Here is a 25,790-nt window from a genome sequence, read left to right as displayed (position 1 = left end):
ATACAGATAGGTAAGGATTTAAAACCATACAATCAGCATCACGAAGAAAGATTATTGTGGATGTGAAGGTGATAAACACTTTGAAGAAGCATAAAGAGGATCAAAATCAAGTGATTGAACGACTAGGGAATACTTATTATAACAAAGACTTCATCTTTGCTAAAACAGAGCGCCAATATGGCTATCCTATCGTCATTAAGAATTGTCAAAACAGAATGGCAAGTTTACTGGCTATTTCCGGTCTCAATAAAGAATTAACACCACATTCACTATACGTCGCTTCTTGCCGAGGCTGGTGTATCACTCGAACAAATCATGGACAGGCCCGGTCATACCGATGATCAGATTACGAAAAATGTGTACCTTCACGTAATCCAAGAAAAAAAGAAGCCTCCCAAAAGTTCAGTGAACTTATGAGAAGCCTCGATTAAAATCCTCATTGTTATCAAAATGTTAGCAAACCACTCTCATCTTACTTAAAAACCCAGTCATATCAAGGGTTGGAACGGCTTATTACATCTTGCCGCCCACAAAATCCTCTCCATAAGAGGAAACAAACCGATGTCTTTCATCATACAAATCTGCATTCCAGCGATCCTTCTTACCTACCCCTACCGTTTTCTTACCTCCTTAAGTGATTTTCACCATTACCCCTACTTCCTTTATTCCATTACAGCTACTAGTTTTCCTTTATTTTCCTCATCCTTTTTCTTCTATCAAGATAGTAGAAATGGTGTCAGGCACCATTTTCCATTTTTTTCCACATTAAAAGAGACCTAACAGGTTCTCTGTTAGGTCTCTTGGTACTATGCATCTTGTTGTGAAGCTTGTACTAGTATGCGATTCATTTCGCATGACGGTGATAGCTATTGAAGGATAATAATTTTGACGGTTTTTCTGCCCCAAGCATACGCTTGTCCATTGGTTGGGAAGAGCACGTCAATTTTGTGTCCGTGAATGGCACCGCCAGTATCACCTGCAACAGCGACTCCATAGCCTTCCACCCATACTTTACTTCCCAGTGGAATAACAGATGGGTCAACAGCAATTAACTTTATGTTGGGATTGGCCACAATATCGTAACCCGCAGCCGTATAGCGTCCAGAGCTTTGTGCAGTATAAGCAGTAGACGTCACATACATTTCTTTCCCTGCAACAGCTGGGGCCGGACTGCTTTGTGCCGGTGCAGATTTTACTGAAGCTGTACGCGCTTTTGCCGCTTCTTGTTCACGGGCAATCGAAGCCTGAATCGATTTCATCTGGTTTTCAATCCCAGATTTCTCTTTTTCAGCAAGCGCTACTTGTTGCGCAATTTGATTATATTTATCTTGCATGACTTTTAGAGTTTCTTGTCTTTTTTGCATGTTTTGATCAAGTGTCGCTTGTTGTGCAGCAAGGGCTTGTTGATCTTTTTCCAAGATTTGTTCTTGGCGGTCAATCTCTTCTTTATCTTTTTCAATCTGTTTAAGGTCTTCCTTTTGCGCTGTTAAAATATCCTTATCTGCATCGATGAGTTCAGACGCAGCACTCGCGCGTTGGATGAAATCTGAGATACTATCAGACTCGAAAAATAGATTAATCACCATGTTCACATTACTATTTTGTTGCATGGCCATTGCTCGTTTTTTCATAATGTCTTGACGAGCGAGCATTTTGTCCTCTAGGACTACAATCTCTGCTTTTTTCTCTTCGATGAGTTGATTCGTTTCATCGATTTTTTGTTGCGTTTTTGCCATAGCTTCTTGGTTCTTTGTAATATCGCTGTAAAGAGACTCTAACTCTTTTTGAATATTTTCTATTTCTTTGTTAACAGATTGTTGTTCTTGCTGCTTTTGTTCTACGATACTCGCTTTTTGATTTAGTTGTTGTTGAGCATTTCGTAGGGCCTCACTACTTGTTTGTGCATATGTAACCATTGTTCCGGAAACACTTAACACCATTGTAAGTAACACGAGAATGATACGCTTTTTTGTCGTTGGCATACACGTTCTCCTTTCCTTAGTACTCTATTTATAACAAATCAATATGCCAGTTATGTTACAAAAACATTAAATGTGTATCACAATTTGTCTTATTTCAAGAAAAAGTGTCAATTCTGTGCCATAACAGTGGCAGGTTTTGGATAAATAGCAGAATTTTGGTGTCAATTGTGTTGTCAGTTGTGGTGTCAGGCACCACTTATGGACAATGTCCACCTCGGAAGGACACATAGCATTCTCATAGCTAAGCAGGGGAATGTAAAAAAGGCTCCGTGGGGGAGTCTTTTTTGTGGTTTGGTTGGTTGTGAATGATTCTTTGCTGGGTTTTATTTGTTTTTGCCCGCTTGATGATGGGCACTTGTTTGACCCTTGTCGTTGTGCTTGTTTGCCTTCGCCACGAATGATGAATCAGGTTTGTTTTCCTTTTTGTAACTTTTCTTACGGCTTGGCGGCATCGTGAGGTAGGTGATCTTGCTGCCTTCTTTGAGAACAAAATTGGCTGACACGTCGATAACCTCCTCTTCCGTTAAGGGGGTCTCACTATCAATTCTCACCCATGATAATTGATCGAGGGTAAGTTGAATGGTGATATCCCGATAGTAGAAAATAATTTTTGTATCCTCCGTTAGCGGAAAGGATTGATAGGAGGCATTCTTATACTGGTTACGTGATTTCAGTGAGAGCTGGACTGCATCAGCAAAACTTGGCTTGCTTTTAAATTGGAATTCTTGACTACCCATTCTTTTTCCAATCAAGACGATTGAAGTATTTTTTCCCACCAAGATAACCTCCAAATTTTACATATTCCGACATTATTATTCTACAATAATTTCCATTTTTCACACAACCGAATTCACACAATGTACCATCTTTTCATTGTTTGTGCAGTATTTTCACCATCAACCCCGTGCATAACGCACACATTTCAAACTCCACCACCGGGAAACCAGTAAGTTAAAGGTATGAATTGTTTTACGGTGGTGAAATGAATGTCCTTATCAGAAAAAATAAAGGAATTGCGTGAAAAGCAGAACTGGTCACAGGATACGCTTGCGAAGATGATGAAAATGCACCGCTCGACACTTAGTCGCTATGAAACCGGAAAAGCGATTCCTTCCTATCAAACAGTCATACAATTAGCAGAAATATTTAAGATAGACAAAGACTATTTAGTTGGCGAGCTTGAGCAACAGTTCCCAACTACGGGGGCAACGGGCTACATATTAAAGGAAAAACTTGAGGATCCTGCGATCGGCATGATCTTAAAGCTCTTACAGCAAGAACCGGAACTCCAAAAAGCGCTTGTCGACCTACACCTCATGCCACCCAAACGACGAAGGTTTTATGCGGACACGATTATCACGTTCATTAAAGTAAATAACAAACATAAAGACAAAATGTAACCCACATCAAAGAAGCCGCTGACAACAAATAGTCAGCGGCTTCTATTCAAAAAAACAGGGGGGTTTTTCTATAAGTTTGCCCCACCCCGAGGTTTTTATACATGGAAATAAAAAAAACCGGCTATCTCTGCCGGGAAAAGTGGGGAACGGGCGAAGTCTGGATTGATTTTCTCTGGCAACGGATCCAGTTGCGGGGGAAATTTTTCAACAACAACTTGCCTTACGATACTAATTGAGTTGTCTATGGTAGGTCCTTCAAGGATGTAATCGAAATGCTGCGGAAGGTTCGTGTGGATGTCTGGAGAAGATGGGGTCAGGGACTTGTCCCTTCATTTCTAGTTGTTGCTCCCGTATAAGCCATTCCAACTGGCTGACGCGTTTTTGCAGGCTGTCAACATTCTTATTTGCCTTGCCCACCATTTTAATTAAACTTTCGAGCAGCTGCTCTAGGTTGTTGAAATCATCCTCATGAAATCTCAATTGCCGCTTCCTCCCTCTTATGCTGCGGCATACTATCGTGGGACTTCCCACTTAGAAAGCGGATCGATTCCGCGACAACCTCTGTAACATAAACTCGGCGCCCCTCTTTCTCATAATGGCGGGTTTGCAGCCTGCCAGTGATACCGACCACGTCCCCCTTTCGGCAATACCGACATGTATATTCGGCATCTTTTCGCCACAATGTGCATTGGACGAAATCGGCGTCAATATCGCCATTATGATTGCGATATTGACGATTAACGGCCAGCGTTATGTTTGTCACCGCCGTTCCCTCTGGCGTCTTTTTCAATTCCGGATCCCGGGTTAATCGCCCAACAAGTGTAACCTGATTGATCATGTTTTCATCTCCTTTATTGGTTGATGGTTTTATCATAGACCCTTGGAAAATCCCTGTAAAATCGAGAAAAGACCATTAATTGGGTGGTTTTTGTCAAAAAATTGCTTTTCCTTGTGGATTTTTGTCAGAATTATTTTAATTTCCCCTAGATTCTCCCCTTAAAGTAGATGTCCCTAATATTTTTCGACATTTGCTTCTGCCCAACCTATGTTATAATTTAGGAAAGAACAGCGTAAGGCGCCCGCTTATCGAAAATCTAGGGAAACTTAGGCGATTGAAAAGCGGCTTAGTCTCCCTTAATGCGCACAGAAACGGCAAAAAATAAACAGGAGGTTACGATGAAATCATTTAAGTTATACTCATTGGATGTCGTGGATGATGTAAATTCCGTTGAAGTTCCACTCGTGGATGGCTTGATTCTGAACAAAGAAGACGAACGGTCCACTTGGCTGCTTGAGGCATATACTGACCTGTCCCTCTATGATTATTTTAAAAAAATTTCCGAGCAAAACCGTGACATTATTGTCGAGGCGGTGATCACGAAGAAAGAGAATGCTCCGGCCTATTTTCAAACGAAAATTAGCTCGCTGCTCAAATTTGAAAAGCATATTAGTGTCCTGTTTGAAGGGCATTTACGTCGCAATAAAAGTGACTACTCCGAGCTCTTGCTCGATAGTCTCATGCAAAAAGGGTTGGAAGGCCCTGAGCTGCTGAAGGAATTCAAGGAAAAAATGCAAAGTAAGCCGAGGATTAAGGTGAAGCCATAAGGTATCTGAGGAAGGAATGCGTGGGCAGAAAGCGGTTCACGGTCTTTATACTATTTTGATATTACAACCAGCCATGGTGGCTGGTTTTTCTTTTAAGGAATTTGAGATGACTGATTTTTTCCATTTTTTGTTGATTTTTTCGTCTTTCCTAGCGATAATTAAGGGAAGGGGAGGTGCTGTATGGAAGGTTCATTTGGCTTTATTATTGGAATTATTCTTGCTATCTTTTTATTTATTGATGCTCCTAAACATAATAAGAGCCGCTGGCTTTGGGCGATTTTAGGGTTTATTTTTGGCCCCATCGCTGTCGGGATCTATTTGATTAAAACGGGGCGTAAGGTCCTGGGCTGGATTGTCACGATCGTGTCAATTTTGCTGTATATTATCCTCATTTTCTTGTTGATCGTTGCTGTGTTTTTGATGAGTAATGGATTCTCCTGATAGAGAAAGGGACAGTTGCCTGTCCCTTTTTTGCTTCGACGCTTATTCGTCTTTGTTGTCTCTGTCGTTTACGTCGATGTCATCCTCGATGATATCTTCTCGAGGTGTGTTGTTGTCCTTTGATGGATCTTTGTCTGTATCCGTATTTTTGTCTTCTCTTTCTGGATAGTGGTTGTCGTTGTCGATGACATCATTCTCATCATCTGTTACGTCCGGATCGACTGGTGTATTAATATTGTTATTGGTTGGCGGCGGCGGGTTTTGGTCATCATCATCGTTGTTACAGCCAACAAGCAACACGCCAGAGAGGATGGAACCCGCGAGTAATAAAAATAACTTTTTCTTCATGCAAAAAGCCCCTTTCAACTTAAAGAATTGACCTCATTTATCCATGGCCTGTTTTTAGGCTTCCCACAGGTAAAAAAATGTTAACAAGTATTTTTTTCCAACCATGGCTAATAAAAAAACCGACCGGAATATCTCCCCGGTCGGTTACAAATTATTCTTTTTTCTCGCCTAGTGCAAAGGTAATTTCTGCTTCGCAGGCGACTTCCCCATCAACGGTCGCGACGGCTTTGCCCTTTCCAATCGGCCCACGCAGGCGCACAATTTCTACTTCGAGGCGAAGCTGATCACCTGGTTTGACTTGTTTCTTAAAGCGGCAGCCATCAATTCCGGCAAAAAAGGCTAAGCGGCCACGGTTTTCTTCTTTTTTCAACATCGCAACAGCGCCGACCTGGGCTAGTGCCTCCACGATCAGGACGCCCGGCATGACGGGATAATCAGGAAAATGGCCATTGAAAAATTCTTCGTTGGCTGACACATTTTTGATCCCAACGGCACTCTTTCCTTCCTCAACCTCTAAAATGCGGTCTACTAATAAAAATGGGTAACGGTGCGGGATGATTTCTTTGATTTGTTCGATATCAAGCATATTTTTAGTACCTCCTACTAATAACAGATATTTACTTCTATTCTACCCTATACAAAAGGGAAGGGCAATCGCACCCTTCCCGGTTATTTCTTATCGACTAAATCTCGTATATGTGACCAAGTTGATTCCTTAAATACGTCTGCTACGTCCCCGCCGCCAATCACCCCGTAGCCAACCACTGCACCAACGACGACACTAACAACGATCAAGACAAACAAAATAACAAACCGCAGCCAAATCGGAATCATCCGAATTCGAACTCGTTTATGGGCTTGTGGTGCGGCAGCGGCCTCTCCCTCTTGCACCGTCTTTTTGGTCTTGGTCTTTAGCTCTGTTTCGTGCTTTGCTTTTTTATATTCTTCTCTCGTACTTGCTTGTTGGTGATTATTTACAGACATTTCATATTCCCCTTTAACCAAAATCCGTTCGAATACACAGATTTCAGTGAGTTAGTACCTATTATACCCGATTTATTTTATAAAAATTTGATTCGTCTCCTGTTCATTATCTCTATTATAAAAAAATATTCCGAAATAGACATTATTTTTTTACAGGAAATAGTCAAACCTTGTAAAAATTGCGCGGATTTTGTTGATCCTTTCAAAAAGGGATGGCCATTCTGACTAAACAATGTTTTCTTTTTTTGAAAAAAAAAGCCTAATGATCAAGGCTTGTCCGGCCCGTTTCATTAGACTTTTTGTATCGTAAGAGGTCTTACAACTATCATGTTTAAAATCAGCCAAACTTACGACTCGGAATGCGGTCAATGTTATCAAGCATGATTCCTGTACCAATTGCGACGCAATCCATTGGATTTTCTGCTACCAATACTGGTACCTTAAGCTCATCAGCAAGGAGCATATCGATCCCGTGCAGTAAAGCTCCGCCACCTGTTAGAATGACGCCACGATCGATGATATCAGCAGAAAGTTCTGGTGGTGTGCGCTCAAGAACACTTTTCGCCGCTTGAACGATGACTGCCACTGACTCTCTTAATGCGCCTTCGATTTCTTCGGAACGAACGGTAATCGTGCGCGGTAAGCCGCTCACCATGTCACGACCGCGAATCTCCATTTCCTCTGAACGAGAACCTGGGAAAACAGTCCCGATGTTGATTTTAATATTTTCAGCCGTGCGCTCCCCAATCAAGAGCTTGTACTCGCGCTTGATGTAATTGAGGATTTCCATGTCAAACTTGTCACCGGCCATTTTGATGGAGGAAGAAGTCACGATATCGCCCATTGAAAGCACTGCAACATCCGTCGTTCCTCCCCCGATATCTACTACCATGTTACCGCTTGGTTGGAAGATGTCCATTCCGGCGCCGATTGCAGCAACCTTTGGTTCTTCTTCCAAATAAATCTTTTTGCCACCGCTTTTTTCAGCCGCTTCTTTGATTGCCTTTTGCTCTACGCTTGTGATATTCGTTGGGCAGCAGATCAAAATGCGTGGCTTCGAGAGGAAGCCCTTTACGTTTAACTTATTAATAAAATGCTTTAACATTGCTTCTGTCACATCGAAGTCGGCAATAACGCCATCTTTTAGTGGACGGATTGCAACAATGTTACCTGGTGTCCTTCCGACCATGCGGCGAGCTTCTTCACCAACAGCTAATACACGATTTGAGTTTTTATCAATTGCCACGACGGAAGGTTCATTCAATACAATTCCACGGCCTTTTACGTGAATGAGCACGTTAGCCGTTCCTAAGTCAATCCCAATATCCCTTGCAAACATTCTCTTTTCTTTCCTCCTTGGAAACAAAAATCCACATACTTTTCCTAATTGACTATTTTACCATATTCATTAAAATTTCCATAACATTTTAATGTAAATACGTAGACTTTTGTGGAAATATGTCGGATTCGGAGGTTTTTCAGTGAATGCCTTTGGTTTTTTACCTATTTTCATACTGGAAATTGTGGTCATTTTTCCCTTCTGTTCCGTTTTCAAGATGATCCTAGATCTGTTTTACTAGGTCATTGGAACTTTATTCGCTGTTTGGTTGACTCGACTTTTTGGAAGCTGTTTAGGCCGAGTCCCACTCTCGGGATGCCCGTTGGCTTAGGCTGTTTGGGATGAGTGTCCGCCAGCATTGGTGGATCCACCTTATTTGACAGCCTCCCCTTCCTTTTCTTCTTTTTGGTATTTCATTTTTGTTGCCTCTCCACCTCTAAGGTGACGGATCGATTTATGATAATCTAGAATTTCCTTAACCTCATTTGCCAGATCTGGATTAATTTCAGGTAATCTCTCTGTTAAATCCTTATGGACTGTACTTTTGGATACGCCAAACTCCTTCGCAATCACGCGAACCGTTTTCCTCGTCTCCACGATATACTTTCCAATCTTGATAGTTCTCTCTTTGATGTAATCGTGCACACTCTCGCCCTCCCTAATATGGATGTGAGTAGTGTGAAATGAGACCCGCTTATCACTTCGACGAATTCTGCTTCCGCATGGATTCCACCACAGTTGTGTTACTTTAGTGACACTTTTGGTGACACACTTTTGGTGACAGGCACCGAATATAGACACTGTCCACTCCAGGTGGACAACACAATAAGGGTGCGTGATCCATACGGCAGAAAGTTGTTACCTTCTGACAATACGATGAATAATCATGTCTCCGACTGAATACCCGCTAACTTCAAACGACTCTTCACCTCAAACACTCTCTTTGTAAAGGTTTGTAACCATTTTATTAGCTTGGATACGGGTTTATGCACAAAATCCACAATCAGGACAGGACGACGAATAAGTTTTTTAAAAATTGGACAATTTCGCTCTTTTCGACAATAGCTAAAATCCTTATCTAGCAAGGGATTACAGTGGAAATATTTCAATTGCACCCTTATTTCCCGAGAAATTTGTCGATAGATTTTTTTTGCAAAATATTATTTTACAGTGGAATATTGCCTCATTTTTGCGTAGTAGAGGTTGTGATGAGATGAATTCTACTCTACTTTGAGCCTGGTTTTCCCTGTGGTGATTTTATTCTGGATGATTATCGGTTTGTCCTTTTGCAAACTATTATATAATGTTTATATGTTCCTGATGATGATTCCATTTCGTCATCAGAGTCGAAAGATGATGAGTCTATGCATTTGATTGAAAGGAACGAAGATTATGACGCCATTTACGGAAAAGGTCATTGCGATTATTCAAAGGATCCCTACTGGCAAGGTGATGACGTATGGCCAGGTTGCTAGACATGCAGGAAGCCCGCGTGCGGCTCGGCAGGTTGTTCGCATCCTCCATTCAATGAGCCGGAGCTATCACCTTCCATGGCACCGTGTCATCAATGCTAAGGGGCAAATTGCTCTTCGAGATGACGAATCCTACCAAGAGCAACGGATGTCGCTAGAGGCTGAAGGGGTAATGGTGGGCTTGCATGGAGGGATTGACTTAGAGAAATATTTGTGGGAACCAGCTTGCATGGAACACTAATCGTGAAACCCAAATAAAAAGGTGCCTGACACCAAAAGCACTACCTTCATAGTCCTAATGGTGCCTGACACCCATATGTTTATTTATTTTTGATGAAGATGTTTTTGACTAGTTTGACAGGGACAGAGGAGCCGCCCCGGCCTTGGACGTTTTCGATCATCATCGCGACCATCAGGTTTGGCGAGTCGGGGTTGTAGGCGATGAACCAGCCATTTTCCGTCCCGGTTTCCCCTTGCTTCTGCTTGATCTCTGCCGTTCCCGTCTTACCCGCTAACGGATAATCAGCTATCTCCGCGGCATGGGCCGTTCCACTTGCATCACCAACGACCTTTCGTAAGTCCGCGGCAATCAACGCCGCATGCTCCGACGAGACCACTGCTTCCTTCCACACCTGGCTTTGCTTCTCATCCGCTAGCAATATCGGCTTAATCATATTGCCACCATTCACAAATGGTGTATAGGTGGACATCAGATGCACAATACTCATCTGAATCTCCCCTTGCCCGTAGCCAGAATCGGCGAGCGCAATATCATTGGCAAGCGTCCCCGTTACCGACTTCTCAAGCGGAAACGGATAATCCAGCTCTTCGTCAAAACCAAATTTCTTCAGCCCGTCGACAAACGGATCCTTGCCAATTTTCAAAGCCGCTTGGGCAAAATAAATATTATCCGAGAACACAAACGCCTTTTCGAGATTCACGGGATCCGTTCCCGCGTGTACCCGTGTCACAAAGTAGCCGCCCCATGATTTATCCTTTTGCCACTGCTTCCCGATAATCGGCACCGCCTCATCAGGCGAAATCTTCCCGGTCGTGAGCCCGACCGCCGCCGTCAGCGGTTTCATGACTGATCCCGGTGCATAGCCCTGTTTAAACCGCGTTGTCAACGGTTTAAGTGGATCGTCTTGGAGCGCTTTCCATTCATCCGCTGAGAAGCCAAGCGTGGCCAGATTCGGGTCAAATGATGGACTACTGACGAGTGCTAGCGTCTCACCGGTGGTCGGATTCAATGCTGCCGCCGTCCCGGCTTCGCCACCAAACTCTGCAAAGATCCCCGACTGCACATCAGCATCGATCGTCAGCGTGATATTCTTACCGTTGACCACTGGTTTTTCAGCGAGGGTCACATCCCCGGACGCCTTGTTCTTTTTCTTAATCACAATTGTAACGCCCGTTTCGCCTTTCAGCTGCTCATCCAGCACCTGTTCAAGGCCGCGTTTCCCAATCACATCCTGGCTGGTGTAGCCCTTGTCCTTCCGCTTCTCCAGCTCATCTGCGGTAATCGATCCGACATAACCGACCAACTGCGCCGCTGCTGGACCATACGGATAAATCCGCGCCCCGACCTTGCGCGTCTGGACGGGTTCGAGCGCAATCAACTGGGCAATCCGCTCCTGGTCGTCCATCGACACCTTCTTTAGCGGCACAAACAGGCCTGGCTTCACCCAGCTCGCGCCAAGTGCTTTATTGATTTGCTCAGGCGTCATCTTCAGCAGCGAAGCAAGTGGTTCCAACACTGATTGATCTATATCTCCGGCAACGACACCGACTTCATAGACTTGGCCATTGACGGCCAGCCCGTTCCCGTCGCGGTCCAGAATCTCTCCGCGCGTTGGCGCCACAGTACTGATCCCTATGGTATCGCCTTCCTTCAATTCTGGAAAAATATACTCGGAGCTCCAGTCGACATACCAGTTCTTCTTTTTGTCTCGTTCTTCCTGTTGCAATGTTGCTTTATGGGTAAATTCAATTGGTCCTGCAATGCTATTCATTTTTGCAGTAAAAGAGTACTGGGCTTGTTCCTCGTCGCCCTGTTTGTCATCTTTTGGTTTCTTGAAGTTAATCTTGAGGTCTGAAATCTGTAGGTCATCGTAAATTTTTTGATAACGACTAGTAAAGTCTTTCTTGGAGATCGTTTCTTTTGCATCATTTGAAAGGTAATCATACATCTTAGCAAATTTTTGATTGTTCCATAATGCTATGTAGTCTGCAAATCGATCCTGCGGCGTGGGTTCTTTGCTACAGCCTGCGAGCGCAATAATGACGAGCAGGCACACTAATCCTACTATTTTTTTCAAAGCATGTCCCTCCTTTAATTACCATTTTAACATATATGCGCTTACAAGCTGTTTTAATGTAAAAAAACTGTTCAGGCGCATTTCATTTTGGGTCCAATGGCAAAGAAGGAGTTCCTTTTTCCTGAAAAAAAGTTAGGATCTTTCATGTTTTATTCATATTTTGTTCATAATGAGGGTTTATGATAGGGGTATTCACACTTATTCAAACCCCCTTTTGATTATACCGGCCATTGTGCCGGCTTTTTTTATGCAAAAAAAAAAGAGGAAAGTATTCCCCTTCCCCTTTGGATTGTTTATTATGAGTTTGCGTTTTTATTTGTGTTTGTTGATTCGTCGTCTGTGCTGTCGGAAGCAGGATCATCGATTTTTTGTTGTTCTTGCTTCATTTCTGGCATGTCTGACGATTCTTTGTTAACCTCCGAAAGTGCGTCCAACGATTTTTCAAAGTATTCTGTTGGGTTTACGGCTACGCCGTCTTTGCGGATTTCAAAATGTACGTGTGTTCCAGCTTTTTCATTAAACAAGCTTTGCCCAGCCTTGGCAATCACTTGATTTTGTTTTACTTCTTCGCCAACCTTGACCTTTATGTCTTTAACGGATTGATATTGTGTTACAATACCTTTGTCGTGTTCAATTTCTATGACATTACCGAGGGTGGCATCTTCTTCGACACGAGTGACGGTTCCGCTTAATGATGCTGTCACATCAAAGCTTTCGTCTTTCTTGGTCGTGATGTCAATTCCTTGGTTTGGTTCATAGCGATTGTTGTAAAATACTAATGCGGCTTCCTGGTCTTCTGCTTTGCCCTGGAAGTCATAGAATTTGGTTTTTACAACGGCGTCATCGGCACTCTTCACCGGCATTTTGAAGTTCTCTAATGGTTTGTTGACTTCTACTGCTGGTGTGTCGTTTTTCCCGGCGATGTCAGTGGACTTGTAGTCATATTTATCTGTGTCACTGCTGCTTGCTTGGTACCAAAGAACTCCGGTTAAAATGATTGCTGCACTTGCGATATAGATGGCTGGAAATACCCAACGCTTTTTGAAAAAGCGTTTTATGCTGGAACTTTGAGAAGATCGTTTGTTTTCTTCCTCTCTCATTTTCATCACCTCAGCAATCATTCTGAACAGATAAGTAGAATTATATACACTAGTCAAAAATTTTTTTTAAAACTTATTTTTCGACAGTGTCTGGTTTTTTATGCATGTTAGAGGAAATTATTTTTTTAATGGAGGATTTTTTTATGAAATGGGTATGGCGAGTGCTGCCGTTTTTGTATATGGCGGTGGTGTTTATTCAGTCGAGTTTGCCTTCGAATCAGTTTGTCGAGCTGCCGAATTCGACATTTGATCATAATATGAAGGAATCGCTGCATTTGATTGAGTTTGCGATTTTGTATCTGTTGCTGGTGCTGGCGTTTTTGACGCGGCGCGGTTCGTTTACGCCGGCTTTGAATGTGGCTTGTGCTGTGTTGGCGGGGCTTTATGGCGTCAGTGATGAGATCCACCAATCGTTTTATGCGTACCGTTCGGCGTCCTGGTTTGATCTCGTGAAGGATTTCACGGGAATCTCGGTTTGTTTTTATTTTGTGAGAGGTGCACTGTTTCATGGGCGTTTTACGCGTCTGGGACGGTTGCTTGGGCGTGTTCGGGATTAACCACTGCTATGGTTGGCAGTGGTTTTTCTTTTGCAAAAAATAGATTCTAGTTTTATTTGGGCCGGTGGTAGCGAGGTTGAGCCCACTTAGGATGCGATTGGCGCTCCGCGCTGAATCCACCTGTAAAAATTGGCGCAGCTCCGCATTGGTGATGGTCGGCTTGATTAGCAAGAAATAATCTTGGATCGCTGACTTGTGCGCCGTCCTCGACCTGTGGCTGCACATGGAGCAACTCCAGCTCCCATGGGAATAGGTCATCGGGAGAGTGCCGCACACGGGACAGGCCACGCCGGTGAGGAGGTCTTGTGATGTTAGCTGGTAGTGGGCCAGGATATCAAAGATTTCTGGTGTATGACTCGATAGGATTAGGCGTTTTAGTTTGCGTAATTCTTTCGAGTCAAGTTTTTCCTGTTTGTGGATGGCTTGTATTTGGCTGATTTTTTCGAGGAGGCCCTCGCTGTGACAGATATACCGAAGGATTTGTTCGTTCCTATGGCCGATGCGGATGGTCGCCTTTTGGTTACTATTGACGAAGAGGTGATCGATCGGGATTTCCGGATAGTGATGTTTCTTGAGCCATTTTTTTAGTTTGAGGGCCTGGAGTCTTGCTTGGAGGACGGGATTGCTGATGCGTCCATTTGTGCTTAGTGTGGTTTGGTTGAGGTGTTTTTCAAATCGGTATTCTCCACTGCGATTTTTGACTTCTAGGATGAGGGCAAAGGTTTTGCATAAGAGGAGGTAATCGATTTGGAAAAAGTATTTCCCCCATGGGAGGCGAATATTGTGAAAAATGTGGTAGTCTTCGTCGGGAAGCATGCTGAGGTGGAATTCGAGTGATTTTTCTCCTTTATATCCGGCGAGCCAGTTTTTGTAGTCGGCTTGGAAGATGGGCCAGTTGGGGTGATGGGTCGGGAAGCGCGGTTCGAGTGCCATGTATTTTTGGATTTTGATCGAGGGGGCTGGTGGTTTCGCAAACAAGTTTTCATCAATCCTTTCGTTTTTTTATCTAATTTCTCGTTTCATAGGTAGATTCCTGCCATTTTGAGGTGAGGGATTTTGTCTGTTTTGTGAATTTTCTTCTATTTTTTGCCTTGATCGCTGCCCAATTTCTATTCAAATACCATTTTTCATAAAAATCCCTTATTTATCGCACGATTTCCATCTCAATCAAGAACCTATTCACGTACTCTCGAGATTTATCAACCACTTTTCCTCGTTTATCGACCGATTTTTTGATTTATCAACCACTTTTTCCTTTTTATCAACCACATCACCCCATTTATCAACCACTTCCACTAAAACCCAAAAGCCAGGCACAAGGCCTGGCTCAACTCAACATCATTTCTGTGCCGTCAGCGATGCCATCATAGGCTCCGCTGAAGTAATCTCGACACCTTGATAATAGTGCTTCACGATCTCCGCATAATCCTTGCCTTCCTCCGCCATCCCATTCGCGCCGTATTGACTCATGCCAACACCATGGCCAAATCCTTTCGTCGTAATAAGAATATTGTCACCCTTGCGTTCCCAGGCGAAGTCGGACGATCTCAGGTCAAGCTTCTCGCGGATATCCGGTCCCGTCAGAACCTTGCCACTAAAATCGACTTTTCCAACCCGTTTCCCTGCTGTGCGCTCGACAATTTTTCCAATCGTCGATGCTGAGCCAATCTTCACGCCGAGCTTCGTTTCAAAATCCTTCACAGTCATCACCTTTTGACTCTTAAACTTCGGTGACTTTTTATCCCATGGACTTTCTACACTTCGTAAATAAGGAAACGTTCCACTCCAGTAGTCCTCGGAGTTCTCCGTGTAGCCGTTGCCTGTCGAGAAGAATAGGGCATCAATTGGCTTTCCATCATAGGTCAAAATTTTTCCACCCGTTGATTGAACAGCCTCGAGCACCTTTTTCTTTTTCCAGCTATAATCATTGCCCCACTCTTGCTGCATTTCTGCATCATTCATGTACACTTGGTGAACCTGCGTGTCAGTGACCTGGGCCTGAACTCCTTTTGGCACGCCCAGTGTATCCTTGCTCATTAAACGATTGACGATATAGGTTCGCGCTGCTAATGCCTGTGCCTTCAGGGCTTCTTCTTCAAAATCAGCTGGCATCTCTGCTGCCACAACGCCGACGAGGTATTCCTCTAACGGGACATCTTCGACTACCTTCTTAGAGGAGCGGTACACGGCTACGTCAACTCCGGATGTAGAATCCACTGAAACAGTTCCGCTTGTTTCCTTCGATGGAGATTTCTTTAATACTTCCCCTAGTTTTCCACTGGCATGGTGCTCGCCCGAAAAGGGTAACACCAAGACAGCTGGGATAATTAGGGTCAAGGCAATGAGGAGTGATGCTAGTACGATGAGGGGTTTGATTTTTTTCATGTGAGTGCCTCCAGTTTGCAAATTCACAACCGGCACAGTCCTGCCGGGATGCGTCTCAATTCATCATATGGAGGCGGACAAGCATTTATTACAGATTTTTTGGAAGGTTTTCCTCGGATATTTAAGAGAGGATAGCAAACATTGATTGAAACGGTAAGCACTATACATAGAGGATAAATGGTGCCTGACACCCTTTCCCTAGTTACCATCATACATAGATTACAATTGGTGCCTGACACCCTTTCCTAGGTTACCATCATGCCTAGAGGACAAACAATGCCTGACACCGCACTTCACCGCACCACAAACCATCCCCAAAACGCAAAAAATCCCGAAGGATGCATGGTCCGATATTAGACCACCTTGCACTCTCCAGGATTCCTATTTGCCTTTATTAGGCATTCATATCTGAAACATATTTCGTTGTTTCAACGAAGATTTCGTCTGCTTCCTTGATGCGTTCAATATCAGCACCTAAACCTGCTAACTTGCCATGGAAGTCGACATAACCGCGGTCTAAATGTTTCAACTCCGTCACGCGTGTCACACCTTCAGAAACCAAACCAGTCAAAATCAACGCTGCCGCTGCCCGAAGATCCGTTGCCGAAACCTCAGCCCCTTGCAAATTCGAAGGGCCATTTAAAATAACCGAGCGGCCTTCAATCTTAATATCGGCATTCATGCGGCGGAATTCCTCCACATGCATGAAACGATTTTCGAACACCGTTTCCGTAATCATCGACGTTCCATCCGCACGAAGCAACAATGCCATCATTTGCGATTGCATATCCGTTGGGAAACCAGGATGTGGCATCGTCTTGATGTCGACTGCCTTCAAGCGATCCGGACCGATGACACGAACGCCATCCTCTTCTTCAAAAATCTCGACGCCCATTTCTTCCATTTTTGCAATCAAAGATGAAAGATGTTCCGGAACTGCGCCCTTTACTACTACATCTCCGCCCGTAATCGCAGCAGCCACCATAAATGTACCTGCTTCAATACGGTCAGGAATAATCGCATGATCTGCGCCAAATAATACATCCACGCCTTCAATCCGTAAAGTGCCTGTACCTGCACCCTTTACGCGAGCGCCCATTTTATTTAAGAAATTGGCCAAATCAACAATTTCTGGTTCTTTGGCAACATTTTCAATGATCGTCGTACCCTGTGCAAGAGACGCCGCCATCATAATATTTTCTGTTGCCCCTACGCTTGGGAAATCCAAATAAATCTTAGCTCCCTTTAAGCGGCCATCCACTTCTGCTTCAATGAAGCCATTCCCTACCTTCACCTTTGCACCCATTGCTTCAAAGCCTTTAAGATGCTGGTCGATAGGACGAGATCCGATCGCACAACCGCCTGGCAATGCCACGCGTGCCCGGCCATTACGTGCCAATAAAGAGCCCATTACAAGAACAGACGCCCTCATTTTTCGAACATACTCGAATGGTGCTTCATCTTTTAACTCTCTGGATGCATCGACAACAACTGTATTATTTTCAAATACCACTTCAGCATTTAGATTGCGTAAAACTTCATTAATTGTGTATACATCGGAGAGTGTAGGTACATCACGTAACACACTTTTTCCGTCACTTGCTAATAATGTTGCAGCGAGAACTGGCAGAACGGCATTCTTTGCACCTTCAACTTTTACCGTTCCATATAGCCTTTGTCCGCCGCGGACGATGATCTTTTCCAAGAGTATTCCCCTCCGCGTCCATTTTCTCTATATTAATATTCAATCGTGATGAGAGGGGTTCCAACTACAACGGTAGTCTTCCCGCCCAATCCTTCGGAGCGTATGCCAATTTGCAAATTCATGCTATCTTTTTGATTATCTATGGAGCCTGTAAACATCGGCGATGATGCCGAAACAGACATGAATGTCTCCTCTTTTAACGCTTCGATCTCTTTTGCATTAAAAACAGACAGTAAATTTCTTACTGTTGTAGGTAAAGCCGTATCAATCTTATCACTGACCACGCCCTTCATACAAGAGAAAAATGTAGGTTTTCCTCGAAATATGTCGGATAGCCTAGATTTAAACTGATCACTAGTGAAAAAAGCTTCTTGTGACTGATTCCACTCTTTTCCACTGACACTATATACTATATACGCATTCACAGGTTGTTTTGTGTGGGTAGCCATTAGTTGAAGCTTTTCTTGGTGGTTTTTAGATGTTGGAGATACTGCTGTCACTTCCCATTTCTGGCTTGTGTTCGTCACAGACCATTCCCAATCGGAAAACTGTTTCTGAAGCTGCTTCGCAAACGCTTGAAGCTCTTGTTCACTTTTTAATCCATTCACTTGCTCGCGTGCATAAAATGACCAATCACTGAGCAAAATATGTTCGGCTTGTAACGTAGTGCCTATTTTTGCTAAATCATCGGACCCTTTCGGCGCGTTCTCTGTTGCATGAACAACCTCCTGAAAAAGAGATTGAATCGGTTGGTCAGTAGTGCGGTTCCCCATAACAACCAAAATCATACTTACGATGGAAATCATGTATAAAAAAAGCGTTAATTTTCTTTTCATCTCTCTACTCCCCCTTACTACCATTATGGACAGGTAGCAAGCGAGCGATACTTGGGAAATCTCGTCACTTTTTGACAAATTCCAGAGTGAAAAAATAATATCTTATACAAGTACTAACTTTGGGACAACCTTAGTTTTCCACATAAAGAAGATTGTACTCGGAATTTTGCTAAATGGGAACATGTACGAAGACCTAAATTTTTACCAATTTGCAAATAAATAGTTCAAATTACCATTTATTGAAACATGAATGGCAGTTGTTGGGCCCATTGCAAATAATCAAGGAAAAAATTACTAACAGATGATCCGATGAAAATGGCTAATAATATGTAAAGTAATCGTGCCTGGAATACATGGTTCGGCCGCAGCAGCTTATCTACGCGAATCGCTTGCAATGCCCACCAGGCTATCGCAATAAAAAACAAATGTGATAGGATGCTTAACAATGCTATTTGCCCAAAGTCCTCCATCTGTCTGTCCTCCTTTTTAGCCAATAGGAAAGTATTCCTATCAGACATAAGTGCAACTTCCCTTAGGGGCTCGCCAATTTTTAAACCCAAAGAATATTCTACCATATTGACGTATTAAAATCTTAAAAGTTTCGTCTAGAGGTTATATTTGGAAAATTCAAAAAGAAGAGCCTGGTGTTTGCTATCTCTTTACATAAATTAGCTGCCTAAACACGGTATCCCAACGATAAGACCGTGTTTAGGCAGCTAACCAGTTAGCCATATTCGTCATCCATCTCAAATCTCATTCCAAACCCTTTGTAAATTGAGCGGTACATAAATCCGATCCCCTTGGATTTCCCGATGGATAATCGGCGTCTCAAAATATTGCCCCAAGCTGTCCTCCTGACGGCCCGCTTTATGACGTGCCCGTTTATGTCCGCCTACTAATTGTTCAAAACTTAAATTCGATATCTTCATTTCCTTCAGCTCCTTTATTTTTTTAAAAATCGAGAGGGAACTCGCACTGTCTTTGTTCCCTCTCTTAGTCCATTAGGCTGACTTGGCGACAACGACGACTTTGCCCTGGTCGAGCTCGAGCTCAAATCGCTCGGCTTCCTCCGTTGAGAACCCCAGTGTTTCGAACTTCGAGCGGAGTTCATCTCCCCTTGTCCGAAATACATTGGCAAGTGATTCGAAGACGCCTTGTTCTGGGACGCCCACATCATTTATATCGAGATGGTCGGTTAAATCATTGGTGCGGTCTTGGTCGTGCGTTAATAAATAGATTTCATCCTTCGTGAACCCCTGTCGGATGAACTGGTCAATTTCCTGTCTTGCTTGAACACTGTTTTCAACAATTTTTACGTTTTCCATGTTTCATTCCTCCTTTAGGATTTCGTGTCGTTCTATTCCGTATATAACCGCTCCTCTGAAAAATAAAACCTTTTTTTCTCAAAAACTAGTAGGTTATTGAAACGGAATCGCGGGTATATAAGATGGCAAAGGCGCTCATAGAGTAGGTAAACTTCCATTACATTGTCAGCAAATGGGACTGCCCGATCTTTATTGGAGGTATTTATATGAAGAAACTAATTTGTAAATATTGTGGGAATGCCGAATTTACTGTGTTGGATGTAGGCGTGACATTGTGTAAATGTGGGGTCCGCTTGACCAAATCGAGCGATTATCGCTGCCAATATCCGCAAAAGAAAAACAAGCAGCTGTCTATGGATCAAAAGCGCCAGGCGGAGATGATTTCGAAGGTAAGCTTATTAAAACGAGAAATTGATCGCTGTCTGGACGAACGGGACGAAGAACGCTTTCACAAGTTAACGTTCGAATTACGCTTGTGTCAGCATTTTTTAACAAAAGGAGTGAACCCCCCTCCGCTCGCGCAGGGGGAGGCAGAACCGGAACGACGTTAAATTTTCTTCAATAAGGACGCTGCAATTTTTTCACCAAGAGGTTTAACTGCGAATGGGTCACAAGGGCGGATCTCGGCTTTTTTTTCAACAAAGCGTTGCGATTTTTCCACCAAGAGGTTTATCCGCTCCGATGGCGGGTACATAAACACCAACATCATTGATACTTTGAAGGGAGAGAATCATTATGGGATTTATTTGGTCATTAATTATTGGAGGCGTGATTGGCTGGGGCGCTGGACTTATTTTAGGACGTGACGTGCCAGGTGGCATCCTTGGAAATATTATTGCCGGCTTTATCGGGGCATGGCTAGGGTCGCTCCTGTTAGGCGGCTGGGGGCCGGTTATCGGCGGCTTTTACCTCATCCCCGCCCTTATCGGAGCGATTGTCGTTGTCTTTATCGTAAGCTTGATTCTACGCGGGATGAAGCGCACCGCATAATCAGTATCTAGATCAATGAAGCAAAGCAGTGGATCTCAACGTCTTGTTGAGATCCCACTGCTTTTTTTATGGTGTGGTCTAGCCTTTAGGTGGCAGGTTGGTAAAGATGAGTTCATAGCAAAAAGAGATGATGACGAGGACAAAGAGGATTTCCAAGCGTTTTATTTTCATCATGACAGTCTCCCCACAGCTTTTTATTTTTCTAGTACCCTTTTTTTAAAAAATAAAACCTATTGGAGAGAAGAGGGTGGTGTCGAGGACTCGTTTTTCACCAGCCATAAAGTCATAAAAAATACCCGCCCCGTTCAACAGGGGCAGGCTGCTAGACTTTTCGGTAGATTCGTTCATGGGAGATAAATTCCTCGTACTTCATCCCCTTCGGCGTAAATAACAGTGACTCTTTGTTACCGAGGCCCATAAATCCTCCCTCAGCCAGGCTATTGTGAAATAGTAGGTGCACCTTCTGCTGCAGATCATTATCGAAATAAATCAACACATTGCGGCAGAGAATCACATGAAATTCATTGAACGAGCCGTCCGTTACCAAATTATGCTGGGCAAAAATAAGGTTCTCCTCAAGATGCGGTGAAAAATAGGCATATTGATGGTCGGTCGTATAGTACTCGGAAAAAGCCTTCTTCCCACCGGCCTTCAAATAATTTTTCGTATATTGCTGCATTTTCTTAAGTGGAAAGGCGCTTGTCTGAGCTGCTGCCAACGCCTTCTCATTCATATCGGTCGCATAAATCCTCGTCTTATCGGCCAATCCCTCCTCGAGCATCAGGATGGCCATCGAATAGACCTCCTCACCAGTTGCGCACCCAGCATGCCAAATGCGAATCTCGGGTAAATCCCGAAGCAGCGGCACGACCCGCTCGCGAAAAGCGGCAAAGAAGCTAGGATCTCGGTACATTTCCGTCATTCGAATCGACAGGTCATTCAACAACCGCTCCAAATAGCCCTGTTCGTGAAGAACTTTTTCCAAAAGCGCCGTCACGGTTGGCAAGCGCTCGGCCTTCATTCGATTCAGGATTCGTCTACTCAACGACGCCTTAACATAACCACGAAAGTCATAGCCATACATCTGATAGAGACCTTCAATCAATAAACTGATTTCTATTTCCTGTAGCTCGGTCGGGGCGATCACCTCTGGTTCAGGGAATCGCTCCGCTTCTTGCTGTAGTTGGATCGTGTTCTGGTGGTTCAATGTGGCTTCACCTGCTCTGTCAGCCATACTCGCATTAACGAAAAGAGCTGATTCATATTTAACGGCTTCATAATGTAATCGGAGGCGCCGGCTTCCATACATTTGTCGCGCTCCCCCTTCATCGCCTTGGCCGTTAGCGCGATGATTGGCAGGCTTTCCAGTTGGAGCTCGTGGCGAATAATCTTCATCGCCTCATAGCCGCCCATTACTGGCATCATGATGTCCATGAAAATCAAATCAAAGTCGCCTTGGCTTTGAAGCATCTCAATTGCCCGCTTTCCATTTTCTGCGACCTGAACATCGATGCCCTTGCGCTCAAGCGCCGTGACAAGCGCGAATACATTCCGGCTATCATCCTCGACTAGCAGGACTTTTTTTCCATAAAAAAGCTGTTCATCTGTACCTTCCGCACTCGGCACATCCATGATTGAGGCTAGCTCTTCATCGTCCCCCACATCGTCCTCAATTTCATCGATCACGGTGACGGCTACTTCGTCGTGGCCCGTATCCTCGAAAACATGATAGCTTTCAGGCTCTAATCGGCTCGGGATATACAGGGTAAATGTGCTTCCCTTTTTCGGCTCACTTTGGACGACCAATACCCCGCCAAGCAGTTTAGTAAATTCACGACAAATCGAGAGTCCAAGCCCGGTCCCGCCATATTGCCGGTTTGTCGTCCCATCCACCTGCTGGAAGGCATCGAAAATGATTTGCTGTTTTTCGAGTGGAATGCCGATGCCTGTATCGGTGATGGCAATTGCCAAAACCGGTTCTTCTATTTGACGGCCAAGCAGCTCCTCGGCTTTTTCCGGTGCCGCCAGGTCAATCGTGACCATAACGGAGCCCTGTTCCGTAAATTTAAAGGCATTCGATAATAGATTTTTTAAAATTTGCTGGAGTCGTTGACCGTCTGTCGAAATCACCGCTGGGACAACAGGGGCTGTCGCCACCTCAAAGGCCAGCTTCTTTTTCGCAGCAACCGGTGTGAAGATATTCCGGAGCAGCTGTGGCAGCTCGGTAACGTTCACTTCATCGGTTACAATTTCAATTTTCCCCGCTTCGATTTTCGATAAATCGAGAATATCATCAATGAGTCGCAGCAAGTCGCCACCAGCTGTGTAGACCACGCGGGCGTATTCTTCGACTTCGGCCTCGTCCATTTCCGCGGTATTTTCCATCAACATTTGCGATAAAATCAAGATACTGTTTAACGGCGTCCGCAGCTCATGCGACATGTTGGCGAGGAAATCGGTTTTATATTGCGAGCTCATTTTCAGCTTAAGCGAATAGTCCTCGAGCTCATCCTTCGCACGTTTTAACTCGATGGCACGCTGTTCGGCAAAATGGTTCTGCTCCTCCAAATAGCCATTGGTGATCCGCAGCTGTTCTTGCTGCATTTGCAATTCCTCGGATTGTGCTTGAAGCTCTTCCGATTGGGCCTGTAGTTCTTCGGTCAGGATCTGGGATTCACCCAGCAATCGTTCTACTTCCATCCTTCCGTTCACACTCGAAATCGCTGAACCAAATTTGTCTTGAAGCTGGTCCAGTAAGGTCAGGTGTTGCGATTCAAACGGTTGGAGCGCGGCGAATTCGACGACCGCTTCGACTCTGCCCTCAAATAAAATCGGTGCAATTAAGAGGTTACGCGGTGAGGACGCGCCGAGACCCGACGTCACCTTGATATGCTCCTCTGGCAGCCGATCAATCAGAAAAATACGTTGATCCAGGGCGGCTTGACCAATTAATCCTTCACCCAGTCGGAAGCTGGTCGCGGGTTTCGCCTCATCCGCGATCGCATAGCCGGCGACCTTGACGTAGCAGGTCTCGTCCCCTCCGCTTCTACGTAGATAGACGATTCCATAGCTAGCCTGCAATAAGGGCGCCAGCTTGGTCAGAAAGTCTTGTGCTAATTCGGTAATGTCCGTTATTCCTTGGTACATCGTCGAGATATCCGCCATGCTTTTTTGCACCCAGCTCTGTTTCTCGAGATTGCCGAGCAGGTGGTTCATCGCCTCGGCCAGTTCGCGCGTCTCATCGCGCGTGTTAACATGGATTCTGGTAGATAGGTCGACCTCGGACTCGGTAATATTCCTAATCGTTCTGACGACCTGCTTGATCGTTTTGACAATTGAATTCGATAGGAAAAAGGCTGTCGCTACCGTGGCCACTGTCACAAAAAGGATCAGGGCATAAAGGGCTATTTTTAAATTCATATTGCTCTGGTTGAGCTGTTCCGTCCGTTCCGTGGTTAATTGCTTCTCGGTCGCCAGGAATGAATCGAGTTGAGTTCGCAGCTGATCAGTCAATTTTTTGCCGGTGTTGTTGGCGAAGTGCTCGTTCAAGGAGGCTGTGTTATTGGATCGCTTTTGATTGATCACAAATTCTCCGGTATTGGTGACCCAGCTTAAGATCAGCGGTTTGATTTCCTCGAGATTCCGCTGCTGGCTGCCGTTATCGTTTAACAAGGAATGAAGCTTATTGTAGTTATCAAGCCAGCTGCGGCTTGCGTTATTGTAGGGCTCCAGGTACGCCTCATCACCCGTAATCACGTACCCCCTCATCCCGGTTTCCATATCGAGGACATTTTTTTGAATCTGGTTGGCCAGATCATGGACTTCAATATCGTGGTCGGCTACGAAATCGACCTCCTGCTGCAGGTCTGACATCCGGTTGATCACGATGAACAGTGATACCACCAAGCAGATCAGGATGGTTAAGTAGCCTGTAATGATTTTGGCATGTATGTTAAAATTCCAGCCTTTCATGGTCCTGCTCTCCTCCTCGGTATAATTCGTCTGTCGAAATATACCTTATCCTACCATATCACGGATGCCGCTATCACTCATTTATTTGGGAATTCGACATAATTGGTTCATTTTTACCATATCTCCGCTCCATTGCTTTACCCGTTTTTTGCAGGGGTGAAACCTATTTTGGGGATTTTTTTATTTGCTTGGAAAAGTAAGGTATTTGCGGGGCTACTCTACTCTTACATGGACTTTCCTCTTAAAAGTAGACGTAGGCCCGCTCTATTTGTACTCCTGCAGAAGGTCCTAAAAAAGATGGTTTGAACCGTTCCTGCGACGGGTACAGAAATACTATCACCACAATTACATTTGGAGGGATGCACGATGGCAAAAACAAAAACGAAAGATCCAGAAACCATTTTAACCGAGACACTTAATCAGCAGGTCGCCAACTTCTCGGTGCTTTATATGAAGCTGCACCATTATCATTGGTATGTAAAAGGGGAAAATTTCTTCACCTTACATGTAAAGTTCCAGGACTTGTATACGGAGACCACATTGCATTTGGACACGATCGCCGAGAGGATGCTGGCGCTACGGGCTTTACCTACGGCGACACTTAAAGATCAATTACAGCTAGCGTCGGTTTCAGAGGCATCAGGCTCTGAAACCGCTCAGGAAATGGTGCAGACGCTCGCCAGTGACTTTGACACGATTTGCACAGAATTGACGGAGGGAATCACCGTTGCCGAGGATCATGATGATCAACCGACGGCCGATCTGCTGATTGCGATTCGTGCTTCGTTTGAGAAGCACAGATGGATGCTGGAGGCCTATTTAGCCACGTAACATCGCTCTCTCAGAGCGCACCGTTTTTAGTTCAAAAATTTGTAGAATGGGGTGTCAGCACAGGGGCCGGCACTCTTTTTTATATGGAGTCATCTCTTAAGTTACCATTTTTAATAGAAGTGGCTCTGATGTTCTGTCAGAGTGCCCCCGGCTCATTTTTTCCCATTCGCACGGGCACTATCAACCCTCCACAGTTCCCA

Annotated in this window: 29 protein-coding genes; 9 read left to right on the top strand and 20 right to left on the bottom strand. The window is 44.4% G+C overall.

The genetic code is table 11. The features are described 5' to 3' along the window. The first annotated feature begins 80 nt into the window (after nt 1–80). On the top strand, nt 81–341 hold the full coding sequence (locus TY15_RS24320; protein ID WP_052353796.1) for a hypothetical protein: 261 nt from the start codon (nt 81–83) through the stop codon (nt 339–341). Nucleotides 342–866: 525 nt separating this feature from the next. Here TY15_RS24320 and TY15_RS14775 read toward each other — a convergent pair. Both TY15_RS14775 and TY15_RS14770 read right to left on the bottom strand, forming a co-directional pair. Next, nucleotides 867–1,982: a 3D domain-containing protein gene (locus tag TY15_RS14775; protein ID WP_040207097.1), complete on the bottom strand. Its 1,116-nt coding sequence runs from the start codon at nt 1,980–1,982 to the stop codon at nt 867–869. A gap of 323 nt (nt 1,983–2,305) precedes the next feature. Further along, nucleotides 2,306–2,758, bottom strand: a complete 453-nt coding sequence (locus TY15_RS14770; RefSeq protein ID WP_040207095.1) for a hypothetical protein — start codon at nt 2,756–2,758, stop codon at nt 2,306–2,308. Nucleotides 2,759–2,968: 210 nt separating this feature from the next. Between TY15_RS14770 and TY15_RS23225 the strand changes: the two genes are divergently transcribed. Beyond that, nucleotides 2,969–3,382, top strand: a complete 414-nt coding sequence (locus TY15_RS23225; protein WP_052353795.1) for a helix-turn-helix domain-containing protein — start codon at nt 2,969–2,971, stop codon at nt 3,380–3,382. Between the two features lie 255 nt (nt 3,383–3,637). Here TY15_RS23225 and TY15_RS14760 read toward each other — a convergent pair whose 3' ends face one another. Both TY15_RS14760 and ssb read right to left on the bottom strand, forming a co-directional pair. After that, a complete protein-coding gene (locus TY15_RS14760) occupies nt 3,638–3,862 on the bottom strand; it encodes a hypothetical protein (RefSeq protein WP_040207093.1) in 225 nt (74 codons plus the stop codon). Continuing rightward, complete coding sequence (gene ssb, locus TY15_RS14755; RefSeq protein ID WP_040207092.1) at nt 3,849–4,220, bottom strand: single-stranded DNA-binding protein; 372 nt, start codon at nt 4,218–4,220, stop codon at nt 3,849–3,851. Before ssb ends, TY15_RS14760 begins: the two co-directional genes overlap by 14 nt. 338 nt (nt 4,221–4,558) lie before the next feature. On the opposite strand from ssb, the gene TY15_RS14750 reads away from it, so the two are divergent. Together TY15_RS14750 and TY15_RS14745 are read left to right on the top strand one after the other, a co-directional pair. Beyond that, the gene (locus TY15_RS14750) at nt 4,559–4,987 is read left to right on the top strand and encodes a YwpF-like family protein (protein ID WP_040207090.1); all 429 of its coding nucleotides are present in this window, start codon (nt 4,559–4,561) and stop codon (nt 4,985–4,987) included. A 180-nt stretch (nt 4,988–5,167) separates the two neighbouring features. Beyond that, nucleotides 5,168–5,428: a hypothetical protein gene (locus tag TY15_RS14745; RefSeq protein WP_040207088.1), complete on the top strand. Its 261-nt coding sequence runs from the start codon at nt 5,168–5,170 to the stop codon at nt 5,426–5,428. 42 nt (nt 5,429–5,470) lie between these two features. Here the strand turns inward: TY15_RS14745 and TY15_RS14740 are convergent, their stop codons facing one another. From TY15_RS14740 to spoIIID, 5 genes are all read right to left on the bottom strand, one after another. After that, the gene (locus TY15_RS14740; protein ID WP_040207087.1) at nt 5,471–5,776 is read right to left on the bottom strand and encodes a hypothetical protein; all 306 of its coding nucleotides are present in this window, start codon (nt 5,774–5,776) and stop codon (nt 5,471–5,473) included. Nucleotides 5,777–5,927: 151 nt separating this feature from the next. Next, nucleotides 5,928–6,362: a 3-hydroxyacyl-ACP dehydratase FabZ gene (gene fabZ, locus TY15_RS14735; protein ID WP_040207086.1), complete on the bottom strand. Its 435-nt coding sequence runs from the start codon at nt 6,360–6,362 to the stop codon at nt 5,928–5,930. 83 nt (nt 6,363–6,445) lie between these two features. After that, entirely contained in the window at nt 6,446–6,760 is a 315-nt protein-coding gene (locus TY15_RS14730) for a DNA-directed RNA polymerase subunit beta (RefSeq protein ID WP_040207085.1), read from the bottom strand. Between the two features lie 337 nt (nt 6,761–7,097). Beyond that, a complete protein-coding gene (gene mreB, locus TY15_RS14725; RefSeq protein ID WP_040207083.1) occupies nt 7,098–8,099 on the bottom strand; it encodes a rod shape-determining protein in 1,002 nt (333 codons plus the stop codon). Nucleotides 8,100–8,471: 372 nt separating this feature from the next. Beyond that, nucleotides 8,472–8,744 (bottom strand): sporulation transcriptional regulator SpoIIID, encoded by a 273-nt coding sequence (spoIIID, locus tag TY15_RS14720; RefSeq protein ID WP_040207082.1) that lies wholly within the window; start codon nt 8,742–8,744, stop codon nt 8,472–8,474. A gap of 747 nt (nt 8,745–9,491) precedes the next feature. Between spoIIID and TY15_RS14715 the strand changes: the two genes are divergently transcribed. Beyond that, complete coding sequence (locus TY15_RS14715) at nt 9,492–9,812, top strand: MGMT family protein (RefSeq protein ID WP_040207081.1); 321 nt, start codon at nt 9,492–9,494, stop codon at nt 9,810–9,812. A gap of 79 nt (nt 9,813–9,891) precedes the next feature. Here TY15_RS14715 and TY15_RS14710 read toward each other — a convergent pair whose 3' ends face one another. Both TY15_RS14710 and TY15_RS14705 read right to left on the bottom strand, forming a co-directional pair. Then, nucleotides 9,892–11,889, bottom strand: coding sequence for a penicillin-binding transpeptidase domain-containing protein (locus TY15_RS14710; RefSeq protein ID WP_040207080.1), 1,998 nt, complete (start codon nt 11,887–11,889; stop codon nt 9,892–9,894). A 296-nt stretch (nt 11,890–12,185) separates the two neighbouring features. Beyond that, complete coding sequence (locus TY15_RS14705; RefSeq protein WP_040207078.1) at nt 12,186–12,989, bottom strand: stage II sporulation protein SpoIIQ; 804 nt, start codon at nt 12,987–12,989, stop codon at nt 12,186–12,188. Nucleotides 12,990–13,132: 143 nt separating this feature from the next. On the opposite strand from TY15_RS14705, the gene TY15_RS14700 reads away from it, so the two are divergent. Continuing rightward, a complete protein-coding gene (locus TY15_RS14700; protein ID WP_040207077.1) occupies nt 13,133–13,546 on the top strand; it encodes a VanZ family protein in 414 nt (137 codons plus the stop codon). Nucleotides 13,547–13,552: 6 nt separating this feature from the next. On the opposite strand, the gene TY15_RS23700 is transcribed toward TY15_RS14700, so the two are convergent. From TY15_RS23700 to TY15_RS14670, 7 genes are all read right to left on the bottom strand, one after another. Then, on the bottom strand, nt 13,553–14,524 hold the full coding sequence (locus TY15_RS23700; RefSeq protein ID WP_081799426.1) for a nuclease-related domain-containing protein: 972 nt from the start codon (nt 14,522–14,524) through the stop codon (nt 13,553–13,555). Between the two features lie 360 nt (nt 14,525–14,884). Then, nucleotides 14,885–15,931, bottom strand: a complete 1,047-nt coding sequence (gene spoIID, locus TY15_RS14695; protein WP_040207075.1) for a stage II sporulation protein D — start codon at nt 15,929–15,931, stop codon at nt 14,885–14,887. Between the two features lie 394 nt (nt 15,932–16,325). Further along, nucleotides 16,326–17,636: a UDP-N-acetylglucosamine 1-carboxyvinyltransferase gene (gene murA, locus TY15_RS14690; protein ID WP_040207074.1), complete on the bottom strand. Its 1,311-nt coding sequence runs from the start codon at nt 17,634–17,636 to the stop codon at nt 16,326–16,328. 32 nt (nt 17,637–17,668) lie between these two features. Next, nucleotides 17,669–18,472: a YwmB family TATA-box binding protein gene (locus TY15_RS14685; RefSeq protein ID WP_040207071.1), complete on the bottom strand. Its 804-nt coding sequence runs from the start codon at nt 18,470–18,472 to the stop codon at nt 17,669–17,671. A 236-nt stretch (nt 18,473–18,708) separates the two neighbouring features. Further along, nucleotides 18,709–18,942, bottom strand: a complete 234-nt coding sequence (locus TY15_RS14680; protein ID WP_040207069.1) for a DUF1146 family protein — start codon at nt 18,940–18,942, stop codon at nt 18,709–18,711. 276 nt (nt 18,943–19,218) lie between these two features. Continuing rightward, nucleotides 19,219–19,401 (bottom strand): hypothetical protein, encoded by a 183-nt coding sequence (locus TY15_RS14675; protein WP_040207067.1) that lies wholly within the window; start codon nt 19,399–19,401, stop codon nt 19,219–19,221. Nucleotides 19,402–19,473: 72 nt separating this feature from the next. Further along, complete coding sequence (locus TY15_RS14670) at nt 19,474–19,797, bottom strand: YflT domain-containing protein (RefSeq protein ID WP_040207066.1); 324 nt, start codon at nt 19,795–19,797, stop codon at nt 19,474–19,476. Nucleotides 19,798–20,003: 206 nt separating this feature from the next. Between TY15_RS14670 and TY15_RS14665 the strand changes: the two genes are divergently transcribed. After that, nucleotides 20,004–20,348, top strand: a complete 345-nt coding sequence (locus TY15_RS14665; RefSeq protein WP_040207064.1) for an IDEAL domain-containing protein — start codon at nt 20,004–20,006, stop codon at nt 20,346–20,348. Between the two features lie 184 nt (nt 20,349–20,532). Beyond that, a complete protein-coding gene (locus TY15_RS14660) occupies nt 20,533–20,787 on the top strand; it encodes a GlsB/YeaQ/YmgE family stress response membrane protein (protein WP_040207062.1) in 255 nt (84 codons plus the stop codon). A gap of 322 nt (nt 20,788–21,109) precedes the next feature. Here the strand turns inward: TY15_RS14660 and TY15_RS14650 are convergent, their stop codons facing one another. Together TY15_RS14650 and TY15_RS14645 are read right to left on the bottom strand one after the other, a co-directional pair. Then, entirely contained in the window at nt 21,110–21,934 is an 825-nt protein-coding gene (locus TY15_RS14650; protein ID WP_040207227.1) for a CheR family methyltransferase, read from the bottom strand. Nucleotides 21,935–21,990: 56 nt separating this feature from the next. Next, the gene (locus tag TY15_RS14645) at nt 21,991–24,759 is read right to left on the bottom strand and encodes a CHASE3 domain-containing protein (protein WP_042374917.1); all 2,769 of its coding nucleotides are present in this window, start codon (nt 24,757–24,759) and stop codon (nt 21,991–21,993) included. Nucleotides 24,760–25,125: 366 nt separating this feature from the next. On the opposite strand from TY15_RS14645, the gene TY15_RS14640 reads away from it, so the two are divergent. Then, nucleotides 25,126–25,590, top strand: coding sequence for a Dps family protein (locus TY15_RS14640; RefSeq protein WP_040207060.1), 465 nt, complete (start codon nt 25,126–25,128; stop codon nt 25,588–25,590). Nucleotides 25,591–25,790: the final 200 nt, after the last annotated feature.

Source organism: Neobacillus jeddahensis (genome assembly GCF_000612625.1).
GTDB lineage: Bacteria > Bacillota > Bacilli > Bacillales > Cytobacillaceae > Neobacillus > Neobacillus jeddahensis.
The sequence above is the reverse complement of the archived record's forward strand: the minus strand, read 5'-3'. Positions and strand labels throughout refer to the sequence as shown.

Coding starts and splice junctions, on each gene's coding strand:
- TY15_RS14775 (WP_040207097.1), bottom strand. CDS start 1,982: ATGCCAACGACAAAAAAGCGTATCATTCTCGTGTTACTTACAATGGTG.
- TY15_RS23225 (WP_052353795.1), top strand. CDS start 2,969: ATGTCCTTATCAGAAAAAATAAAGGAATTGCGTGAAAAGCAGAACTGG.
- ssb (WP_040207092.1), bottom strand. CDS start 4,220: ATGATCAATCAGGTTACACTTGTTGGGCGATTAACCCGGGATCCGGAA.
- TY15_RS14750 (WP_040207090.1), top strand. CDS start 4,559: ATGAAATCATTTAAGTTATACTCATTGGATGTCGTGGATGATGTAAAT.
- TY15_RS14745 (WP_040207088.1), top strand. CDS start 5,168: ATGGAAGGTTCATTTGGCTTTATTATTGGAATTATTCTTGCTATCTTT.
- TY15_RS14740 (WP_040207087.1), bottom strand. CDS start 5,776: ATGAAGAAAAAGTTATTTTTATTACTCGCGGGTTCCATCCTCTCTGGC.
- fabZ (WP_040207086.1), bottom strand. CDS start 6,362: ATGCTTGATATCGAACAAATCAAAGAAATCATCCCGCACCGTTACCCA.
- TY15_RS14730 (WP_040207085.1), bottom strand. CDS start 6,760: ATGTCTGTAAATAATCACCAACAAGCAAGTACGAGAGAAGAATATAAA.
- mreB (WP_040207083.1), bottom strand. CDS start 8,099: ATGTTTGCAAGGGATATTGGGATTGACTTAGGAACGGCTAACGTGCTC.
- TY15_RS14715 (WP_040207081.1), top strand. CDS start 9,492: ATGACGCCATTTACGGAAAAGGTCATTGCGATTATTCAAAGGATCCCT.
- TY15_RS14705 (WP_040207078.1), bottom strand. CDS start 12,989: ATGAGAGAGGAAGAAAACAAACGATCTTCTCAAAGTTCCAGCATAAAA.
- TY15_RS14700 (WP_040207077.1), top strand. CDS start 13,133: ATGAAATGGGTATGGCGAGTGCTGCCGTTTTTGTATATGGCGGTGGTG.
- spoIID (WP_040207075.1), bottom strand. CDS start 15,931: ATGAAAAAAATCAAACCCCTCATCGTACTAGCATCACTCCTCATTGCC.
- TY15_RS14685 (WP_040207071.1), bottom strand. CDS start 18,472: ATGAAAAGAAAATTAACGCTTTTTTTATACATGATTTCCATCGTAAGT.
- TY15_RS14680 (WP_040207069.1), bottom strand. CDS start 18,942: ATGGAGGACTTTGGGCAAATAGCATTGTTAAGCATCCTATCACATTTG.
- TY15_RS14675 (WP_040207067.1), bottom strand. CDS start 19,401: ATGAAGATATCGAATTTAAGTTTTGAACAATTAGTAGGCGGACATAAA.
- TY15_RS14670 (WP_040207066.1), bottom strand. CDS start 19,797: ATGGAAAACGTAAAAATTGTTGAAAACAGTGTTCAAGCAAGACAGGAA.
- TY15_RS14665 (WP_040207064.1), top strand. CDS start 20,004: ATGAAGAAACTAATTTGTAAATATTGTGGGAATGCCGAATTTACTGTG.
- TY15_RS14660 (WP_040207062.1), top strand. CDS start 20,533: ATGGGATTTATTTGGTCATTAATTATTGGAGGCGTGATTGGCTGGGGC.
- TY15_RS14645 (WP_042374917.1), bottom strand. CDS start 24,759: ATGAAAGGCTGGAATTTTAACATACATGCCAAAATCATTACAGGCTAC.
- TY15_RS14640 (WP_040207060.1), top strand. CDS start 25,126: ATGGCAAAAACAAAAACGAAAGATCCAGAAACCATTTTAACCGAGACA.